This window comes from Solidesulfovibrio fructosivorans JJ] (assembly GCF_000179555.1).
Classification (GTDB): Bacteria; Desulfobacterota; Desulfovibrionia; order Desulfovibrionales; family Desulfovibrionaceae; genus Solidesulfovibrio; species Solidesulfovibrio fructosivorans.
Window position 1 is genome coordinate 18,613 of record NZ_AECZ01000018.1, and the last position, 16,164, is coordinate 34,776.

Sequence of the window (16,164 nt, forward strand, 5' to 3'; positions counted from 1 at the left end):
AGGCCGATTCCCCGGGCGCGGCCGCGACGCTTTTCCGCCGTTTCGTCACGACGCCTGATGACAGGAGGCGGGACGCGGCGTATGATCCCGCAATGACCGTTCCTGCCGACCAGCTCACCCTGCGCTTCGTCCACTCCATGGGAGAGGCCGAGCAGCTTGAATGGGACGCGTTGGCCGCGCCCCTGGATACGCCGTTTTTCGAGTGGGCCTGGCTCAAGCTCCTGGAGGATTCCGGCAGCGCCTCGCCGGCCAAGGGCTGGTATCCCAACCATCTGCTCGCCCATACCTCGGGCAAGCTGGTGGGAGCCGTTCCGCTCTACCTCAAATGGCACTCCGACGGGGAATTCGTTTTCGACCAGCTCTGGGGCGAAGCGGCCAGCCGGCTCGGCTTGCCCTATTATCCGCGTCTGGTCGGGGCCAGCCCGTTCACCCCGGCCACGGGGCTCAGGTTCCTCATGGACCCGCAGTGCAACCAGACGCGGTTGTCGCGGCGGCTTTTCGAGAGCATCGAGCAGTTTTGCCTGGGCAACGCCGTAAAGGGCGCGGCGTTTCTCTTCACCGAGCCGGATTTCGCCGCCGCGTCCGAGGATTACGGCTTCACGGCCTGGCGGCACCAGGGCTATTTGTGGCGCAACCGTCAGTACGGCGGTTTCGACGACTTTCTGGCCACGCTCAACACCAACCGGCGCAAGGCGATCCGGCACGAGCGCCGGGCTCTGGCCGAGGCGGGCATCGAGGTGACGGTCGTCTCCGGCTCGGATATCCCGGACACGTTTTTCCCGATCATGCGCGAGCTCTACGACAAGACCAACGCCAAGTTCGGTCCCTGGGGCTGCCGCTACCTGACGCCGGAATTTTTCGAGGGACTGCCCGCCGCCTTCCGCCACCGTCTGGCCTTTGCCGCCGCCTTCAAGGCCGGCCGGCGCGATCCGGTGGCGCTGGCCCTGCTGGCGCACAAAAACGACCTGCTTTTCGGCCGCTACTGGGGCGCGTTCGAGGACATCCCCTTTCTCCATTTCGAGCTGTGCTACTACGCGCCCATCGCCTGGGGCATCGCCAACGGCATCACGCGCTACGACCCGGGCATGGGCGGCGCGCACAAGGCCCGGCGCGGCTTCGTCTCGGTCTCGAGCTACAGCAGCCACCGCTTCTTCGACCCGCGCATGGACATGATTTTCCGCACCCATATCGACCGGGTCAACCAGCTGGAAAAACACTACATCGACGAGCTCAACGAACTGTTGCCCACCAAGCGCTCCGGCTAGCGATAGCAGTGGTAAACAGGGGAAAAGCCTCCGGCGGCCAAAGGGCTCCCGCCCTTTGGAATCCCATGCGGAATGCGGCTTCTTCTCTTCATATCTCTCCCCAGCGTTACGCCCCGTCCCAACCATCTCCCCTTATAAAAGTTTTTGAGGGTGGGGGTCCGGGGGAGGGAGTTTTTTTTCAAAAAAACCCCTCCCCCGGAAGCTCTTCGCCCTTCCCCCCTTCTCCCCTGCCCCCTCTCAAAACCGCCTATCGAGCAGCTGGCGCAGGACGGCCTCGTCGTCGGTGGTGTCCAGACTCTCGAGTTCGCGCCGAAGGGCGGTGATGACCTGGCGCTCGGCCGCGATGTGGGACCTGAGCTTCTCGCGTCGTTCCCGTATGGCGGTGAAAAGCTCGGCCTTGCGGGCATTGGCCGATCCCAGGCGCTGGGCCACGACCTCGGCCAGACGCCGGAAGATGCGGATGAGAAAATCCTCGCGCTCCGGGCTTTCCAGAAAATCCACGTAGCCCATGTCCACGACCAGGCAGTCGGTCGGGGCATCGGCCAGGACCGTGGCCGTGCGTCCCTTGCCGAGCACGAAGCTCATTTCCCCGATGACCGTGCCGGGTTCGGCCAGAACGGCGACTTCCCGATTGTCGCGCAGCACGCGCGCGCGGCCTGAGAGAAGCAGGAAAAACGTCTTCTCGTAATTGCCCTGCTCCACCACGACCTCGCCCTGGCCAAACTTACGCCGCCGCACCGCGCCGCTCGTCACAAGCCGGGCAAGGTCATCCTCCGAAAAATCGCTCCACAACGGCGATGACCGCATCAGGGCGATCAGCCGCGCCGTATCGGCGTCCTCACGCTGCATCACGTTCCTCTCCGATGCCGGCCATGGCGCACGAATGCCTCCGCGTTGGTTCCGGCGGGCTTTCCGACGCTTCGCGGCCTGCCGGGCGAAGGATGATCGCATATCCGCCCTGGTCCTGAAAGTCCGCCCTGAGGAGGTGTTTTCACGACTCGCGCGGCCATCGCACACAAGCAAGGGCGGCCCTGCGGACCGCCCTTGCTTGCGTCCAGCCGAGGTCAATATCCCGCTGCCAATCCGTCGCCCCGAGGGTCGGTCGCGCCGTACAGCACGCCGGTTTTCCGGTCGATCAGGATCGCGCCGGCATGGCCCATGGTATCCGTGTAGGCATCCACGACCTTGACCGGATGGCCGCGCTGGCGCAGCTCTTCCGCGACCGTCTCGCCCACCCGGCTTTCCAGCTTGAGATCGTTGGAAGACGCGCCCCAGGTGCGGCCATGAAGCCAGCGCGGGGCGTTTATGGCATCCTGGGGCATCATGCCGAAATCCACGACCCGGGTCACGATGGCGGCCTGGGTTTGCGGCTGCCCTTCCCCGCCCATGGTGCCATAGACGAGGTAGGGCTTGCCGTCCTTGAGGAGCATGGCAGGGTTCAGCGTATGGAAGGTGCGCTTTCGCGGCTCGAGATGGTTGACGTGCTTGGGGTCCAGGGAGAAGAAACTGCCCCGGTTTTGCAGCAGCACCCCCGTATCGCCGGCCACGATGCCCGAACCGAAGTCGTGGTAGATGCTCTGGATCAGGGAAACGGCGTTGCCGTCCTTGTCGACCACGCCGAGCCAGACGGTGTCGCCCTTGGGATCGAGCGGCGTGACGTCCTTGGCCGCTTTTTTCAGGTCGATGCGCGCGGCCTGTTCCTTGCCGTGCTTAGCGGAAAGCAGGTAGTCCAGGGGAATGGGCGAGAAGTCCTGATCGGTCAGGTAGCGGTCGCGGTCGGCAAAGGCCTGCTTGGTCGCCTCCACGAGCAGATGGTAGTAGTCGGCCGAGCCTTCCCCGAGCTTTTGCACATCGAACTTGTTCATGATGTTGAGGATCTCAAGCGATGCCATGCCCTGGGTGTTCGGCGGGAAATTGCAGGCGACGAGGTCCCTGTACGGCACATGGATCGGCTTGACCCAATCCGCCGTATGTCTGGCGAAATCCTCACGAGTCAACACGCCGCCGTTGGCGTGCAGATAGGCCACGATCCGGTCCGCGATGGGCCCTTTGTAAAAGGCGTCCGCCCCGTCCCTGGCAATGGTTTCCAGCGTCGCCGCCAGCTGGGGGAGCTTCATGACTTCGCCCGTGGCGTAGGCCTTGCCTCCGGCTTTCAGGTACATGCGGGCGAAATTGTCAAAACGCTGGAAGTCCCGGAATTCCTGGTCCTTGGGATCGACGTTGATCGCCTCCCAGCGGGCCAGGCTGGGGCTCACGGGAAAGCCGTCCCGGGCGTAGCCGATGGCGGACTCGAGCAGGCGCGCCCAGGGCAGGTTGCCGCCCATCGCGCCTTTCGCATAGCTGTAGGCGGCATCCCAACCGGAAACCACCCCGGGCACCGTGTTGGCGGCCAGGAATCCGCGCGCGGGAATCTTGGACAACCCCCTGGACGTATAAAAGGCGATGGTGGCTTTTTCCCCGGAGCGGCCGCTGGCGTTGAGCGCCCGCAATTCGCCTGTCTTGGCGTTGTAGACCAGCCAGAAGTTGTCGCCGCCGAGCGTGCACATCTGGGGATAGACCACGGCCAGGGTGGAGGCCACGGCTATCGCCGCATCGACCGCGTTGCCGCCGGCCCGCAGGATATCCACGCCGGCCTGGGTCGCCAGATAATTGGGCGAAGTGACCATGCCCCGCATGGTCATGGGGTCGACCATCCGCGACGGCGTTTCGCTGTATTTGCCGGATTGCGCCCAAAGCGCGCCAGGAGCCAGAACTAGCGCCATAGCAAGCACCCCTGTCGGGTACCGTTTTTATCGGGACCCGTTTTTCATTCGCGCCAACCGAACCCGTCCATACGATCCCGTTGAAAAATGGGATATTCCCGACATAGTCAAGCAACATGCCCCGTATCGGAATACCTGGGCCTTCCCCGCAGCCTCGGCCCACGGTCGCGCCGGAGCATAAAAAAAGGGGAGGCCCCGTGTGGGGCCTCCCTTTCCATACCGGCCGGGGCCGGATTCTACCACTTGTCGGTAGCGAAGGCGTCGGAGCCGAAACCGAAGTCGGAAGACGGCTCGCCGCCGACCTCCGGTTCGCCGGAACCGGAAGAGGCCTCGCCACCCGCGGCGGCGCCGCCGCCGGCCACGGTGACCACACCGTGCTTTTTGACATCCTCGATCATTTTCAGCAGCTCGTCGACCTTGCCGATGTACTCGGTGACCTTGGCCTCGGAAGCCACGATGACCTTCTCGCCCTCGTCCTTCATGGAGGCTTCGAGCTTGCCGGCCTTGTCTTCGGCGGCCTTGCAGCGGACTTCGACATCCTTCAGGATGGCGGTCTTCTCGGCCAGTTCCGCCTCGACCTTTTCGAGCTTGGCGGCCAGCTCTTCATTGGCCTTTTTCGTCTCGGTCAGCTTGGCGAAGATGGCGTTGACCTCGGCCACGACATCCGGGGGCATGACGGAGACGGAGACGTTCTGGGCGCTGGAGGACAGCTCGCCGCTGCTCATACGCACCAGTTCGGGATGCTGTTCGTATATCCAGGCCTTGGCCAGGGCGGCGGCGAAGGGAGCGAGCTCCGCATCGATTTCCATGCCGGCCATGTAACCGACCATATCGGCCACGGCTTTCTTGTTGCCTTCCTTGTCGACGCCTTTGAGGTAAGACACGAACGCGTTCATCGGGAAGACCTTGCGCGCTTCAGCCATGGTATCCTCCTTCATTAGACCATGAAAATCTTTTCTTCTTCACGTTTGAGGGGAAGCCGCCCAGCCTGATGGGCGTAAACCAATGCCGTCGTTCTGTAGACCAAGTGCCCGAGCTTGGACCAGGGCAGGTAGGCAAACAGCATGAAGACCGCGATGAGGTGCAGGTAATAGGTCGGGTAGGCCAGGGCGGCCACGCCGGCCAGACGGAACAGCTCCGAGCCGATGCCGGTCAGGGCCACCGCCCAGATCACGCCGAGCAGATACCAGTCGTAGTACGACGAGGTGGCCTTGCCGGGATCGGTCGCCAGGCGGCGGCGGGTCAGCATGGTCAGGCCGTAAAGCAGCGCCAGGGCGCCGATGTTGGCCAGCAGCTTGACCGGGCTCCAAAGCGGCATGGGCGTATGCCCGATGGGCGCGATGAATTCCACGATCTTGCCGCCCCAGTGGGCCACGGCCACGATGCCGGTGACAATGGCCAGGGCCACGAAGCCGTAGAACAGCGACAAATGGCCCTTGTACCGCTCGGTGTTATCGTTACCGCACTCGTTCCACTTCACGTGGGTGGCGATCTCGTCCAAAACGACGGCCTTGATCGATTCGATGATGGTCGGCTTTTTGGTCGGCGCCCCGATATGCAGGGTGGTGGGGATGGTTTTATCGAAACTCTTCCACAACTTGGTCACACCCTTATAAAAGGTGAAGACCACGAACAGGGCGACCAGACCGAAGATGGGGTCGATCGTAAAATCGCCGGGGAAGAGTTTTCCGTAGACGATTTCACCCTTGGGCAGGCTCCAGCCGGTGCTCAGCAGCCAAATGAACAGGTACAGCACGGCCGGGATGGCGATGAGCTTCGGCAGATGTTTGGCCGAACTCATCCATTTGCCGATGGCTTTCGGCTCGACCAGATCCCTGTAGGTGAGGTTGCGGATGGCGGCGATCAGATCGCCCGGCCGGGCCCCGCGGGGGCACAGCTCGGAACAGGTCTGGCAGTTGTGGCACAGCCAGATGTCGATGTCGCCCTCGAAACGGTCCTTGAGACCCCATTGGGCCCAGACCATCTCCTTGCGGGGGAAGGGATTCTCGGGCGGGGCCAAGGGACAGGCCACGCTGCAGGTGGCGCACTGGTAGCACTTCTTGCAGGCATCGCCGCCAGCCGCCTGCAGGTCTTTGACGAACTGCAGATCGGGTTTGATACGCTCGGCGTATGACATGGACCCTTCCTCCTAATAGCCTTTGAACGGGTTCGGACCGATCTTGAGGACCATATTCATGAACTGGTCGATCATCTCGGGGATCTTGTCGTATTCGTCAATGGCCACCTGATACTGCTCGACGCGCTCGGGTTCGACGCCAAGGCGCTTGAGGGACTCGGCGATGTTCTCCTTGCGGCGGTTGCAGATCTCGGACCCCTTGACGAAGTGACACTGGTAGTCGTCGCCGTATTTGCAGCCGAGCAGCATGACGCCGTCGACGCCCTTGCTCATGGCGTCGGCCACCCAGATGGCGTTGACCGAACCCAGGCAGCGCACCGGGATGATGCGCACGTAGGGGCTCCATTTCTTGCCGCGAAGGGCCGCCATGTCGAGCGCCGGGTAGGCGTCGTTCTCGCAGGCCAGGATGAACACGCGCGGGCCGCCCTCTTCGATCTTGGGCGGAATCTCGCACTCGCGGATCATGGAGCCGATCATGTCGATGTTGTAGTTGTCGAAGGAGATGACGCGCTCGGGGCAGGCGCCCATGCAGGTGCCGCAGCGGCGGCAGCGCGTGGGGTTGGGCTTCGGCGTGCCTTTCTCGTCGTCGTCCAGGGCGCCGAACGGGCATTCCTCGGTGCAGCGCTTGCACTGGGTGCAGCGCACGAAGTTGAACACCGGGTAGGACAGGTCGCCCGAGCGGGGATGCACGGCCACGCCGTGGCCGGCGGACTCGATGCACTGGATGGCCTTGAGCGCCGCGCCGGCCGCGTCTTCCCTGGCCTGGGCCATGGTCATGGGCTGGCGCACGCAACCGGCGGCGTAGATGCCGGTGCGCCGGGTCTCGTACGGGAAGCAGATGTAGTTGGAATCCGCGAACCCGTCGAAGAGCTCCAGGTCGGGGAAGGCCGGGCCCTGCCGGTAGACCAGGTTGATGGTCGGATCGAGGGCCGTGGCCGGCACCATGCCCGTGGGCAGGACGACCAGGTCGGCGGCCAGGGTGATCTCGCCGCCAAGGAGCGTGTCCTTGGCCGAAACGACGAGGTTCGCCCCTTCCTCGGTCACGCCGGTCACCGTGCCCTTGGTGAGCATGATGCCGGGGTTGTCCTGGGCGGCGCGGTAGTAGCGCTCGTTGATGCCGGGGACCATCATGGAGTCGTAGACGATCATGGCCACGGCGTCGGGGAGCTTTTCCCGGACGTAGTTGGCCTGCTTGAGCGCCACGAGGCTCGTGAGCTCGGAGGCGTAGACGAGGTGCTTGGGCGTCTTGATCGGCTCGAAGACCGCGACGGCCTCTTCCTCCTCGCCCGCCTTCTTGTCGGCGGGCTTGGCCTCCTCGGCCGGGGCGTCCTCGACCGGAGCGGCGGCGGCCATGGCGTCGTCGAGCAGCTTTTTCACGTCCACGACGAAGGCCACCGAAGTCGGCGCCTTGCCGTCGGAAGGCCGCTTGATCTCGCCGGCCTTGACCATGGCCTCGAACTCGGCCGAGGTCACGACGTTTTTGAGCGTGCCGTAGCCGAAAGGAGCCAGGGCGTCGCCCGCCATGGGCGACCAGCCCGCGGCCAGGACCACGGCGCCGACGGGAAGCGTTTCTTCCTTGCCGCCGGAGGCCAGGGTGGCCGTGTACATGGCCGGCGCGCCAGCGAGTTCCTTCAGCGTGGTGGAAAGGCGCACCGAAATCTTCGGGCTGCCGTTCACCTTGGCGATAAGCGTCTCGATGCCGGTGTCCGTGGCCTCGAGATACGGGTAGTTCATGGGGAAGGTCTTGTAGAGCCCGGCCGCCTTGCCGCCGAGCTTGCCTTCCTTTTCGACCACCACCACTTCCGCGCCGGCGGCGGCGGCGGACAGGGCGGCGTTCAGGCCAGCGAAACCGCCGCCGAGGACCAGCACGGTCTTGGTGGTCTCGGGCAGTTCCGGATGGGGCCGGTTCATTTTCTGGAGCTTCACCACGCCCATGCGCAGGTAGTCATGGACGATGGAGGCGAGCTCCTCGGGCACGGGCCCGCCGGCGACCGGAGCGGAGCCGTCGGGGTTCTTGTAGGACAGCACCACGAATTCGCGCAGGTTGACGCGCTCGACGAGGACCTTGTCCCCGAAGGCGAACACGTCCCAGTCCACGCGGGGCGAGGTGCCGCAAATAAGCACCGCGTCGATCTCGCCGCCGTCGACGTCGGCCTTGATCATGGCCACGCCGCTCTCGCTCGACAGCCGCTTGTGGGATTTGACGATGGGGCAGGCCCCGCCGCATTTTTCCTTGACAAACGCGACCAACTCCTCGGCGTTAAGAAGCGGGGCGACGCTAGCTTCGTCGATATACACACCGATTTTTTCGGCCATCGCCGCTACCTCCCTCTCACCAGAGCAATTGCTTTCATGGCCGCGCCGGTCGCGGACTGGGCCGACTTCATGACGTCAAGCGGCGTGGCGGCGCATCCGGCGGCGAATATGCCCTTTTCCTCGCCGCCCATGATAAAGCCCATCTCGTCGACGGGCACGTCCACCGGCAGGCGCTCGCCGGCGATGCTCGGCTGCATGCCCGTGGCCAGCACCACCAGTTCGAAACGGTTGTCGGACTTGATACCGGAGACGGCGTCTTCGACGGTGAGGATCACGTCGCCCGTGCCGGCGTCCTCGGCCACGGCGGCAACCTTGCCCTTGACGGCATTGATACGGTCATCGGCCAGGATGCGCTTGGCGAAGTTGTCGTAACGGCCCGGGGTGCGCAGATCGATGTAGTAGATGGTGACGCGGGCGTCGGGGAAGGCTTCGCGCACGTAGGCCGCCTGCTTGAGCGAAGCCATGCAGCAGATGTACGAGCAGTAGTTGAGGTGGTTTTCGTCGCGCGAACCGGCGCACTGGACGAAGGCCACGGAGCGCGGGGCCTTGCCGTCCGAGGGGCGCACGATCTTGCCGTGGGTCGGTCCGCTCGGGGCAGCCAGGCGTTCCAGCTGCATGTTGGTGACGCAGTTGGCGATCTCGCCCGCGCCGAGGTTGGTGAGCCGGGTCACGTCGTAGGGCTTCCAACCGGTGGCGTAGACGATGGAGCCGACCTTGAGCACGATTTCCTTGGGGGCGTCGTCGAGGTTCACGACGTCCGCGCCGGACAGGGTCTCCAGGTCTTCCTTGGTGCAACGTTCCTTTTCCAGGACGTAGCGGTTGGGGAAGGCGAAGGGGACATCCATGTACAGGGCCTTGCGCTGGCCAAGCCCGAATTCGAAGTCGCTTTTGACGTCCTTGGAGAGCTTTGCCACCGTCTCGGAAAGATCGACGCTGCCGGGCTCGACGTAGCGAGGCTTGATGGACACGGTGACTTCGTAATCGCCGGCGGTTCCGGAGACCTTGGTCACTTCGGCCAGGGTGAAGAATTTGACGTTCTTATTGTTCTTAATGCGCTGGAACTGAATTTCCAGGCCGCAGGACGGGGGGCACAGCTTGGGGAAATATTTGTTGAGCTGCATCACCCGGCCGCCGAGAAAGGGATTTTTCTCGACGATGTAGACTTCGTGGCCGACTTCCGCGGCTTCGAGCGCGGCGGTGATGCCGCTGAAGCCGCCGCCGACGACCAGTATCGCGTTGCTTCCCATCGCAACCTCCCGGCAATGGTTAAGGCCAGCAAGAAAACGGCCTGATCCGCGAGGATAGACCGCCCCGCCGCAGGCGCTTGAGTACGGTCCATCCGCCCGGGTAAGACCGTTAAAAAGCGGCCGCGGGCTCAACGCCCGCGGCCGCCCTGGTCATTCCTACTCGGGAATGATCTGGTAGTAGTTCTTCTTGAAGACCTTGGTTTCCTTGGTGGCCGGATCGTACTTGGAGTTGACGAAGCACTTCCATTTGCTGTCGTCCAGGCCCAGGAAGTCGCCGCGATAGTAGAAGCCCGGGTAACGGGTCTCTTCGCGGAACATGATGTGGGTCATGTGCAGGCGCACCGTCCACAGGCGGTGATACTGCTCCCAGCAACGCATAAGCTCGTGCAGGTCGCGGGCGGCCAGCTTCTTGCTGTCCTCTTCGAGGTACTGCAGCAGCTGGAAGCCGGTGTCGAGCAGGGACTTGGAGGTGGTGTACATGGTCATGCAACCTCCGCCGTACTCGTCCGTGCACTTCACCAGGCGCATCATGAAGTTATGCGGGCTGATGTAGTTGGGGTTGACGATCGGGTCGGTGGAAGCGCCGACGCCGGCCTTGAAGGTTTCCCAGGGCTGGTAGATCTCTTTGGCGAGATCGGCGCCCTTTTCAGCCAGGGTGGGCTTGAAGTCCTTGTGGTCGACGACCCAGCGCACCATCTGCTTGCCGGCGATGCGGCCCTCGGCGTGGGAGCCGGAGGAGAACTTGTGGCCGGAAGCGCCGACGCCGTCAGCGCAGGTGAACAGACCGTTGACCGTGGTCATGCGGTTGTAGACCTTGCCGTTGTCGGCCTTGACTTTGTACTCGTCGGGCACCCAGGCTTCGTCCGGGCCGGAGACCCAGATGCCGCAGCAGCCGGAGTGGGAACCGAGCAGGTACGGCTCGGTCGGCATGATCTCGGAACCCTTCTTCTCGGGCTCGATGTCCTGACAGGCCCACAGGTTGGCCTGGCCGACGCACATGTCGAGGAAGTCTTCCCAGGCTTCGCTCTCGAGGTGCTTCTGCTGCTCGGCGTTCAGGTTGGCGAAGGTGCTCTGCAGGGCGGTCTTGGTGTCCATGTAGATGGGACCGCGGCCTTCGCGCATTTCGCGGAGCATCATGTGGTTACGCAGGCAGGTCGGGATGATGTTGCCCTTGGCGTAACCGCGATCCTCGTAAGGCTTCAGCATGGCCTTGTTGGTCGCGCAGTAGTCCTCGCCCTTGGCGTTGGTGGCCTTGGCCTTAAACAGCAGGAACCAGGCGCCGACCGGGCCGTAACCGTCCTTGAAGCGGGCGGGGACGAACCGGTTTTCCATCATGGTCATCTCGGCGCCGACCTGGGCGCACATGGTGTAGGTGGAACCAGCGTTCCAGACCGGGTACCAGGCGCGGCCCATGCCCTCACCGGTGGAGCGGGGACGGTACACGTTGACCGCGCCGCCGCAGGCCACCAGGATGGCGTTGGCCTTGAAGACATACACTTTGTTTTCGCGGGTGGAGAAACCGACCGCACCGGCGATGCGGTTGGGCTCCTTGGCGTCCAGGAGCAGCTTCACGATGAAGACGCGCTCCATGTAGCGATCCTGGCCCAGGGCGTTTTTGGCGGCCTCGGCCACGATGCACTTGTAGGACTCGCCGTTGATCATGATCTGCCAGCGGCCGGAGCGGACGGGCTTGGCGCCGGTGCGCAGGGACACGCCCTTGGCCTTGGACTGGGCGCCGTCCAGGTTATGGCCGTCGGCATCCTTGGTCCAGCAGGGCAGGCCCCACTCTTCGAACAGGTGGACGGAGTCGTCGACGTGACGGCCGACGTCGAAGATCAGGTCTTCGCGCACGAGGCCCATGAGGTCGGTGCGGACCATCTTGACGTAGTCGTCGGCAACGTTCTCGCCTATGTAGGTGTTGATGGCGGACAGGCCCTGGGCAACGGCGCCGGAGCGCTCGAGAGCGGCCTTGTCGAGCAGCATGATGCTGATCCCGCCGATCTTGTCAGCCCAGCGGCAGGCTTCGAAGGCGGCGCCGCAGCAGCCCATGCCGCCGCCGACCATCAGGATGTCAACGTCTTTTTCAATCAGTTCCGGCTCGGCGAGGGCAACGCCTTTGGGCTCGTCCTTCACGGGAATCGTCGGCATAATATGGTTCCTCCGTAGGTGGATGGATAACTAGCGAGGTTGGTTCCGGACTATTGGCAGAAGCCGTCGAGCCAGCACTGGACGGTGTCCATGCCGGTGACGTCGAACTTCTTGCCCAGGGCTTCCTTCGGAGCGGCCAGGGCGGTCTCGGTGAACAGCAGCTCGCTGTCCAGGTCGGCGCCTTCGGGCTTGCCCTCGTAGGGCTTGATGGAACCTTCAGGGGTGGTGCGGATGGGGAACTTGAACCGCTTGATGTTGCCGTTACGGAATTTCACCGTCCACATGATGGAGTCGGCCGAACGCATGGGGATCGAGGTGCCGCCCATGGGAGCGAAGTCGGCGTACGGACGGGCGGAGATTGCGCCCTGGGGGCAGATCTTCACGCAGGAGTAGCATTCCCAGCAAGCGGACGGCTCCTGGTTGAAGGCGCGCATTTCCTGAGGATCCAGAATCATCAGGTCATTGGGGCAAATGTACATGCACGCGGTCTTCTCACCGCCTTTGCATCCGTCACACTTGCTCGGATCCACAAAGGTAGGCATAGTTAGTCCTCCAAACGTTTAGTTGTTGTACACCCAGCGCCCAAATACATTGAGAGCTACACGCCGTTGCGCGACAGGACATCCGCGAGCCGGACCGGCCACGCCGCTTTCGCGTCGCCGCATCCCGGCCTGCCCTCGCGCCGGCGTCGCTTGGTGCCGACACCGAGAACAAGTCGCCAGGGTCCTTGGAGCGAAAAAACGCCCCGCCCGCACGGTCTGGCGGGCAATTCCCCGGTATCGCTACCGTTTTGACCTGCCAGCGGATAGCTTGTGCACGATTTAACAAGCGGAGCAAGGCACGTCAAGGGGAAAGTTCTTTTTTTCACGTCCACCCCCGGTGCCGTGCACTCCTCCCCTCTCGGCGCGAAACCGCAAGAGGAATAACGGCACCTCGGAAAGCCTGGAGGCAACCGCTTCACTATCAGGCCGACCCGCCTCCCGCAAGACCTTTTCCCCGTTTCAGCCGGCTTCTCGCACAACCCCTTGACGCATGTTACTTTTTAGACACACCCCCTTTTCCCCCTGGAAAAGGGGGATTTTCCTCCCCGCGCCGCACCCCCGGAAAAAACGCTTGACAACTTCCAGCGGCCCCGCGTAGCTCTCTTGGCCATGCAATCCCTCACCAACCTGACCGCCGGTTTTTATTTTTGGTTCTGGTTTAGCCACGCCCGTGGTCAGGGAGGGGTGCGGTCGAACTAACGAAACCGCAACGAGCCACTCCAGGGCCGCGGGCATCACGCCGGCGGCCCTTTTTTGTTTCCTGTCGTCGGCGTTCCCCCCTCGGGAGGCCAAACCGCAAGGAGACCATCATGCTGCTGGGTAAAGCCGTCCGCCTCGAACGCATTTTCAATCGCAACACGCACCGCGCCATCATCGTCCCCATGGACCACGGCGTCACCGTCGGCCCCATCTCCGGGCTCATCGACATGCGCGACGCCGTCAACCAGGTGGCCGAGGGCGGCGCCAACGCCGTGCTCATGCACAAGGGCCTGCCCCGCTGCTCCCATCGCGGCCGGGGTCGCGACGTGGGGCTGATCATCCACCTGTCCGCCTCCACCTCGCTTTCCCCCTTCCCCAACGCCAAGGCCCTGGTGGCCACGGTCGAGGACGCCATCAAGCTCGGCGCGGACGGCGTGTCGCTGCACATCAACCTCGGCGACGAGACCGAGCGCGACATGCTCGGGCATCTCGGCGAAGCCACCTCCCGCGCCGCCGAATGGGGCATGCCGGTTCTGGCCATGGTCTACGCCCGCGGCCCCAAGGTGAAAAACGAGTACGACCCCGAGGTGGTGGCCCACTGCGCCCGGGTCGGCACCGAACTCGGCGCGGACGTGGTCAAGGTCCCCTACACCGGCGACATCAAATCCTTCACCCGCGTCACCGACGCCTGCTGCATCCCGGTGGTCATCGCCGGCGGCCCCAAGATGGACAACGACCGCGACCTGCTCCAGATGGCCCACGACTCCATCCAGGCCGGCGGCTCCGGACTGTCCATCGGCCGCAACATCTTCCAGCACAAGCAGCCGGCCCGCATCGTCCAGGCGCTTCACGGCATCGTGCACCTCGACTGGGAAGTCGATCAGGCCCTCGAACTGCTCAAGGACTAATCATGACCAAGGAAATCTGGCTCAAAGCCATCCCGTTCGACAAAACGCTCGTCACCCTCGGCCTCGAATCCGGCGTGGACGGGTTCGTGGCCGAGGCGGCGGACGCCGAAAAGATCCTGGCGCTCGGGCGCACCAGGGTCATGACGCCCGAGGAGATGGACCTGATCCCCATCGACTGCAAGGACGACGAAGGCACGGCCGTCGAGGCGCTCAGGGCCTGCCGGCCGGTCTTTCTGGCCAAAGGCTGGGAGATCATCCCGGTGGAGAACATCCTGGCCTGCACCGAAGGGCTCGGGCTCGAGTGCGAGAGCCTGGATCGGGCCAGACTCGCGGCCGGGGTGCTGGAACGCGGCGCGGACAAGCTCTTGATCGCCCCCGAGGCCATCTGCGACCTGAAGACCATCGTCAACGAACTGAAGCTTTCCCAGGGCACCATGGAGCTTTCGCCGGCCACCATCACCAAGATCGAACACGCCGGCCTCGGGCACCGGGTCTGCGTGGACACGACCAGCATCCTCAAAACCGGCGAAGGCATGCTCGTCGGCAACTCCTCGGCGTTCACCTTCCTGGTCAACGCCGAAACCGAGTCCAACCCCTACGTGGCGGCGCGGCCCTTTCGCATAAACGCCGGCGCGGTCCATGCCTACTGCCAGATGCCCGGGGACAAGACCCGCTACCTGGAGGAGCTGGCCGCCGGCTCGGAAGTGCTGGTCGTCTCCCACGCCGGGGCCACCAAGACGGCGGTGGTCGGCCGGATCAAGACCGAGATCCGCCCCATGCTGCTCATCACGGCGGAAGCGGACGGCAAGGAAGGCAAGGTGTTTATGCAAAACGCCGAGACCATCCGGCTGGTGACGCCCGAGGGCAGGCCCGTCAGCGTCGTGAACCTGAAGGAAGGCGATGCGGTGCTCGTGCGCACCGACGTGGCCGGCCGCCATTTCGGCATGCGCATCGCCGAAGACATCAAGGAAGGTTAGGATGGCCCCCGAGACGCCAGAAAACGCCGCCAGCGCTCAGGGGACCCTGGAAGAGGCCCTGCTCGAACTGCGAAACGGCATCGACGCCGTGGACGGGCAGATACTCACCCTGCTCAACAAGCGGGCGGGCCTGAGCCTCGAGGTCGGACGCAGGAAGGCCGGCCGCCAGAGCGCCGTGTTCAAGCCTTTCCGCGAGCAGGAAGTGATGGAAAGGCTGGCCGCGAAAAACCCCGGCCCCCTGCCCGTGCCCCACCTGCTCGCCATCTACCGGGAGATCCTCTCCTCCTCGCGCCGGCTCCAGCGCCCCGAGCGCGTGGCCTACCTCGGCCCAGAAGGCACCTTCTCCCACTTCGCGGCCATGGCCGCCCTGGGCCATTCCCCGGACTTCCTGCCCCAGACCACCATCGGCGACGTCTTCGAAGCGGTCGCCGACAGACGGGCGGACCTCGGCGTCGTGCCGCTCGAAAACTCGCTGCAAGGCACCGTCGGCCAAAGCCTCGACCACTTCCAGCGCCACGAGGTCTTCATCCAGGCCGAGATCTCCTGCCGCGTGAGCCACGCCCTGCTCTCAACGGCCGGCGACATCGAGCGGATCGAGACCGTCTACTCCCATCCCCAGCCCCTGGCCCAGTGCGCCGCCTGGCTCAAGACGCATCTGCCGGGGGCGCGGATCATCCCCACCGACTCCACGGCGGCCGCCGCCCTGCGCCTGGCCGGGGAACCGACCGCCGCCTCCATCGGGCACGTCAGGCTCGCCGCCATGCACGGGCTCAACATCCTGGCCAGTCCCATCGAGGACATGCCGGACAACTGGACCCGCTTTTTCATCATCGGCCCCGAGGACACCAAGCAGCAGACCAGGGACAAGACCTCGGTCCTTTTCACCGTGCCCAACAAGCCCGGATCGCTCTACCAGGTGCTCTCGCATCTGGCCGGCGAGGGCATCAACCTGACCAAACTCGAATCGCGGCCCATACGCGGCGAAAAATGGCAGTACGTCTTTTTCGCCGACCTCCAGTGCGACCTCACCCGGGAAGAGTACAAAAAACTCCTGGCCACGCTGCGGGAACAGACGCTGAGCCTGCGCATTCTCGGCTGTTACCCGGTCGGCAGGCAGGTGAACCTCGCCGACGGCGACATGGAACAGACCGGAGATTAAGGTA

At 64.1% G+C, this 16,164-nt stretch carries 12 protein-coding genes; 4 read left to right on the forward strand and 8 right to left on the reverse strand.

What is annotated here, in order from left to right:
• The first annotated feature begins 92 nt into the window (after positions 1-92).
• A complete protein-coding gene (locus DESFRDRAFT_RS13085; protein ID WP_005994621.1) occupies positions 93-1,265 on the forward strand; it encodes a GNAT family N-acetyltransferase in 1,173 nt (390 codons plus the stop codon).
• Positions 1,266-1,502: 237 nt separating this feature from the next.
• Here DESFRDRAFT_RS13085 and DESFRDRAFT_RS13090 read toward each other — a convergent pair whose 3' ends face one another.
• From DESFRDRAFT_RS13090 to aprB, 8 genes are all read right to left on the reverse strand, one after another.
• Positions 1,503-2,114, reverse strand: a complete 612-nt coding sequence (locus DESFRDRAFT_RS13090) for a Crp/Fnr family transcriptional regulator (protein WP_005994622.1) — start codon at positions 2,112-2,114, stop codon at positions 1,503-1,505.
• Positions 2,115-2,329: 215 nt separating this feature from the next.
• Positions 2,330-4,027, reverse strand: a complete 1,698-nt coding sequence (gene ggt, locus DESFRDRAFT_RS13095; protein WP_005994623.1) for a gamma-glutamyltransferase — start codon at positions 4,025-4,027, stop codon at positions 2,330-2,332.
• Positions 4,028-4,263: 236 nt separating this feature from the next.
• Positions 4,264-4,950 (reverse strand): hypothetical protein, encoded by a 687-nt coding sequence (locus DESFRDRAFT_RS13100; protein ID WP_005994624.1) that lies wholly within the window; start codon positions 4,948-4,950, stop codon positions 4,264-4,266.
• A gap of 14 nt (positions 4,951-4,964) precedes the next feature.
• Positions 4,965-6,164, reverse strand: a complete 1,200-nt coding sequence (qmoC, locus tag DESFRDRAFT_RS13105; protein ID WP_005994625.1) for a quinone-interacting membrane-bound oxidoreductase complex subunit QmoC — start codon at positions 6,162-6,164, stop codon at positions 4,965-4,967.
• Positions 6,165-6,176: 12 nt separating this feature from the next.
• Positions 6,177-8,480 carry a hydrogenase iron-sulfur subunit gene (locus DESFRDRAFT_RS13110; RefSeq protein ID WP_005994626.1) on the reverse strand — a complete coding sequence of 768 codons (2,304 nt, stop codon included), beginning with the start codon at positions 8,478-8,480 and terminating at the stop codon, positions 6,177-6,179.
• 5 nt (positions 8,481-8,485) lie between these two features.
• On the reverse strand, positions 8,486-9,727 hold the full coding sequence (locus tag DESFRDRAFT_RS13115) for a CoB--CoM heterodisulfide reductase iron-sulfur subunit A family protein (protein ID WP_005994627.1): 1,242 nt from the start codon (positions 9,725-9,727) through the stop codon (positions 8,486-8,488).
• 156 nt (positions 9,728-9,883) lie between these two features.
• On the reverse strand, positions 9,884-11,875 hold the full coding sequence (gene aprA / locus DESFRDRAFT_RS13120; RefSeq protein WP_005994628.1) for an adenylyl-sulfate reductase subunit alpha: 1,992 nt from the start codon (positions 11,873-11,875) through the stop codon (positions 9,884-9,886).
• Between the two features lie 50 nt (positions 11,876-11,925).
• Complete coding sequence (gene aprB, locus DESFRDRAFT_RS13125) at positions 11,926-12,417, reverse strand: adenylyl-sulfate reductase subunit beta (protein ID WP_005994630.1); 492 nt, start codon at positions 12,415-12,417, stop codon at positions 11,926-11,928.
• Positions 12,418-13,226: 809 nt separating this feature from the next.
• Between aprB and DESFRDRAFT_RS13130 the strand changes: the two genes are divergently transcribed.
• Genes DESFRDRAFT_RS13130 through pheA form a run of 3 tightly spaced genes read left to right on the forward strand, consistent with a single transcriptional unit; the run spans position 13,227 to position 16,160 of the window.
• Entirely contained in the window at positions 13,227-14,024 is a 798-nt protein-coding gene (locus DESFRDRAFT_RS13130) for a 2-amino-3,7-dideoxy-D-threo-hept-6-ulosonate synthase (protein WP_005994632.1), read from the forward strand.
• A 2-nt stretch (positions 14,025-14,026) separates the two neighbouring features.
• Positions 14,027-15,001 carry a 3-dehydroquinate synthase II family protein gene (locus DESFRDRAFT_RS13135; RefSeq protein WP_005994634.1) on the forward strand — a complete coding sequence of 325 codons (975 nt, stop codon included), beginning with the start codon at positions 14,027-14,029 and terminating at the stop codon, positions 14,999-15,001.
• A 1-nt stretch (position 15,002) separates the two neighbouring features.
• Positions 15,003-16,160, forward strand: a complete 1,158-nt coding sequence (pheA, locus tag DESFRDRAFT_RS13140; protein WP_005994636.1) for a prephenate dehydratase — start codon at positions 15,003-15,005, stop codon at positions 16,158-16,160.
• Positions 16,161-16,164 lie beyond the last annotated feature (4 nt).

What these genes read in the sequence shown, in the direction of transcription:
- DESFRDRAFT_RS13085 (WP_005994621.1), top strand. Translation starts at nt 93, where the DNA reads ATGACCGTTCCTGCCGACCAGCTCACCCTGCGCTTCGTCCACTCCATG.
- pheA (WP_005994636.1), top strand. Translation starts at nt 15,003, where the DNA reads ATGGCCCCCGAGACGCCAGAAAACGCCGCCAGCGCTCAGGGGACCCTG.
- ggt (WP_005994623.1), bottom strand. Translation starts at nt 4,027, where the DNA reads ATGGCGCTAGTTCTGGCTCCTGGCGCGCTTTGGGCGCAATCCGGCAAA.
- aprB (WP_005994630.1), bottom strand. Translation starts at nt 12,417, where the DNA reads ATGCCTACCTTTGTGGATCCGAGCAAGTGTGACGGATGCAAAGGCGGT.
- DESFRDRAFT_RS13130 (WP_005994632.1), top strand. Translation starts at nt 13,227, where the DNA reads ATGCTGCTGGGTAAAGCCGTCCGCCTCGAACGCATTTTCAATCGCAAC.
- aprA (WP_005994628.1), bottom strand. Translation starts at nt 11,875, where the DNA reads ATGCCGACGATTCCCGTGAAGGACGAGCCCAAAGGCGTTGCCCTCGCC.
- DESFRDRAFT_RS13135 (WP_005994634.1), top strand. Translation starts at nt 14,027, where the DNA reads ATGACCAAGGAAATCTGGCTCAAAGCCATCCCGTTCGACAAAACGCTC.
- DESFRDRAFT_RS13090 (WP_005994622.1), bottom strand. Translation starts at nt 2,114, where the DNA reads ATGCAGCGTGAGGACGCCGATACGGCGCGGCTGATCGCCCTGATGCGG.
- DESFRDRAFT_RS13115 (WP_005994627.1), bottom strand. Translation starts at nt 9,727, where the DNA reads ATGGGAAGCAACGCGATACTGGTCGTCGGCGGCGGCTTCAGCGGCATC.
- DESFRDRAFT_RS13100 (WP_005994624.1), bottom strand. Translation starts at nt 4,950, where the DNA reads ATGGCTGAAGCGCGCAAGGTCTTCCCGATGAACGCGTTCGTGTCTTAC.
- DESFRDRAFT_RS13110 (WP_005994626.1), bottom strand. Translation starts at nt 8,480, where the DNA reads ATGGCCGAAAAAATCGGTGTGTATATCGACGAAGCTAGCGTCGCCCCG.
- qmoC (WP_005994625.1), bottom strand. Translation starts at nt 6,164, where the DNA reads ATGTCATACGCCGAGCGTATCAAACCCGATCTGCAGTTCGTCAAAGAC.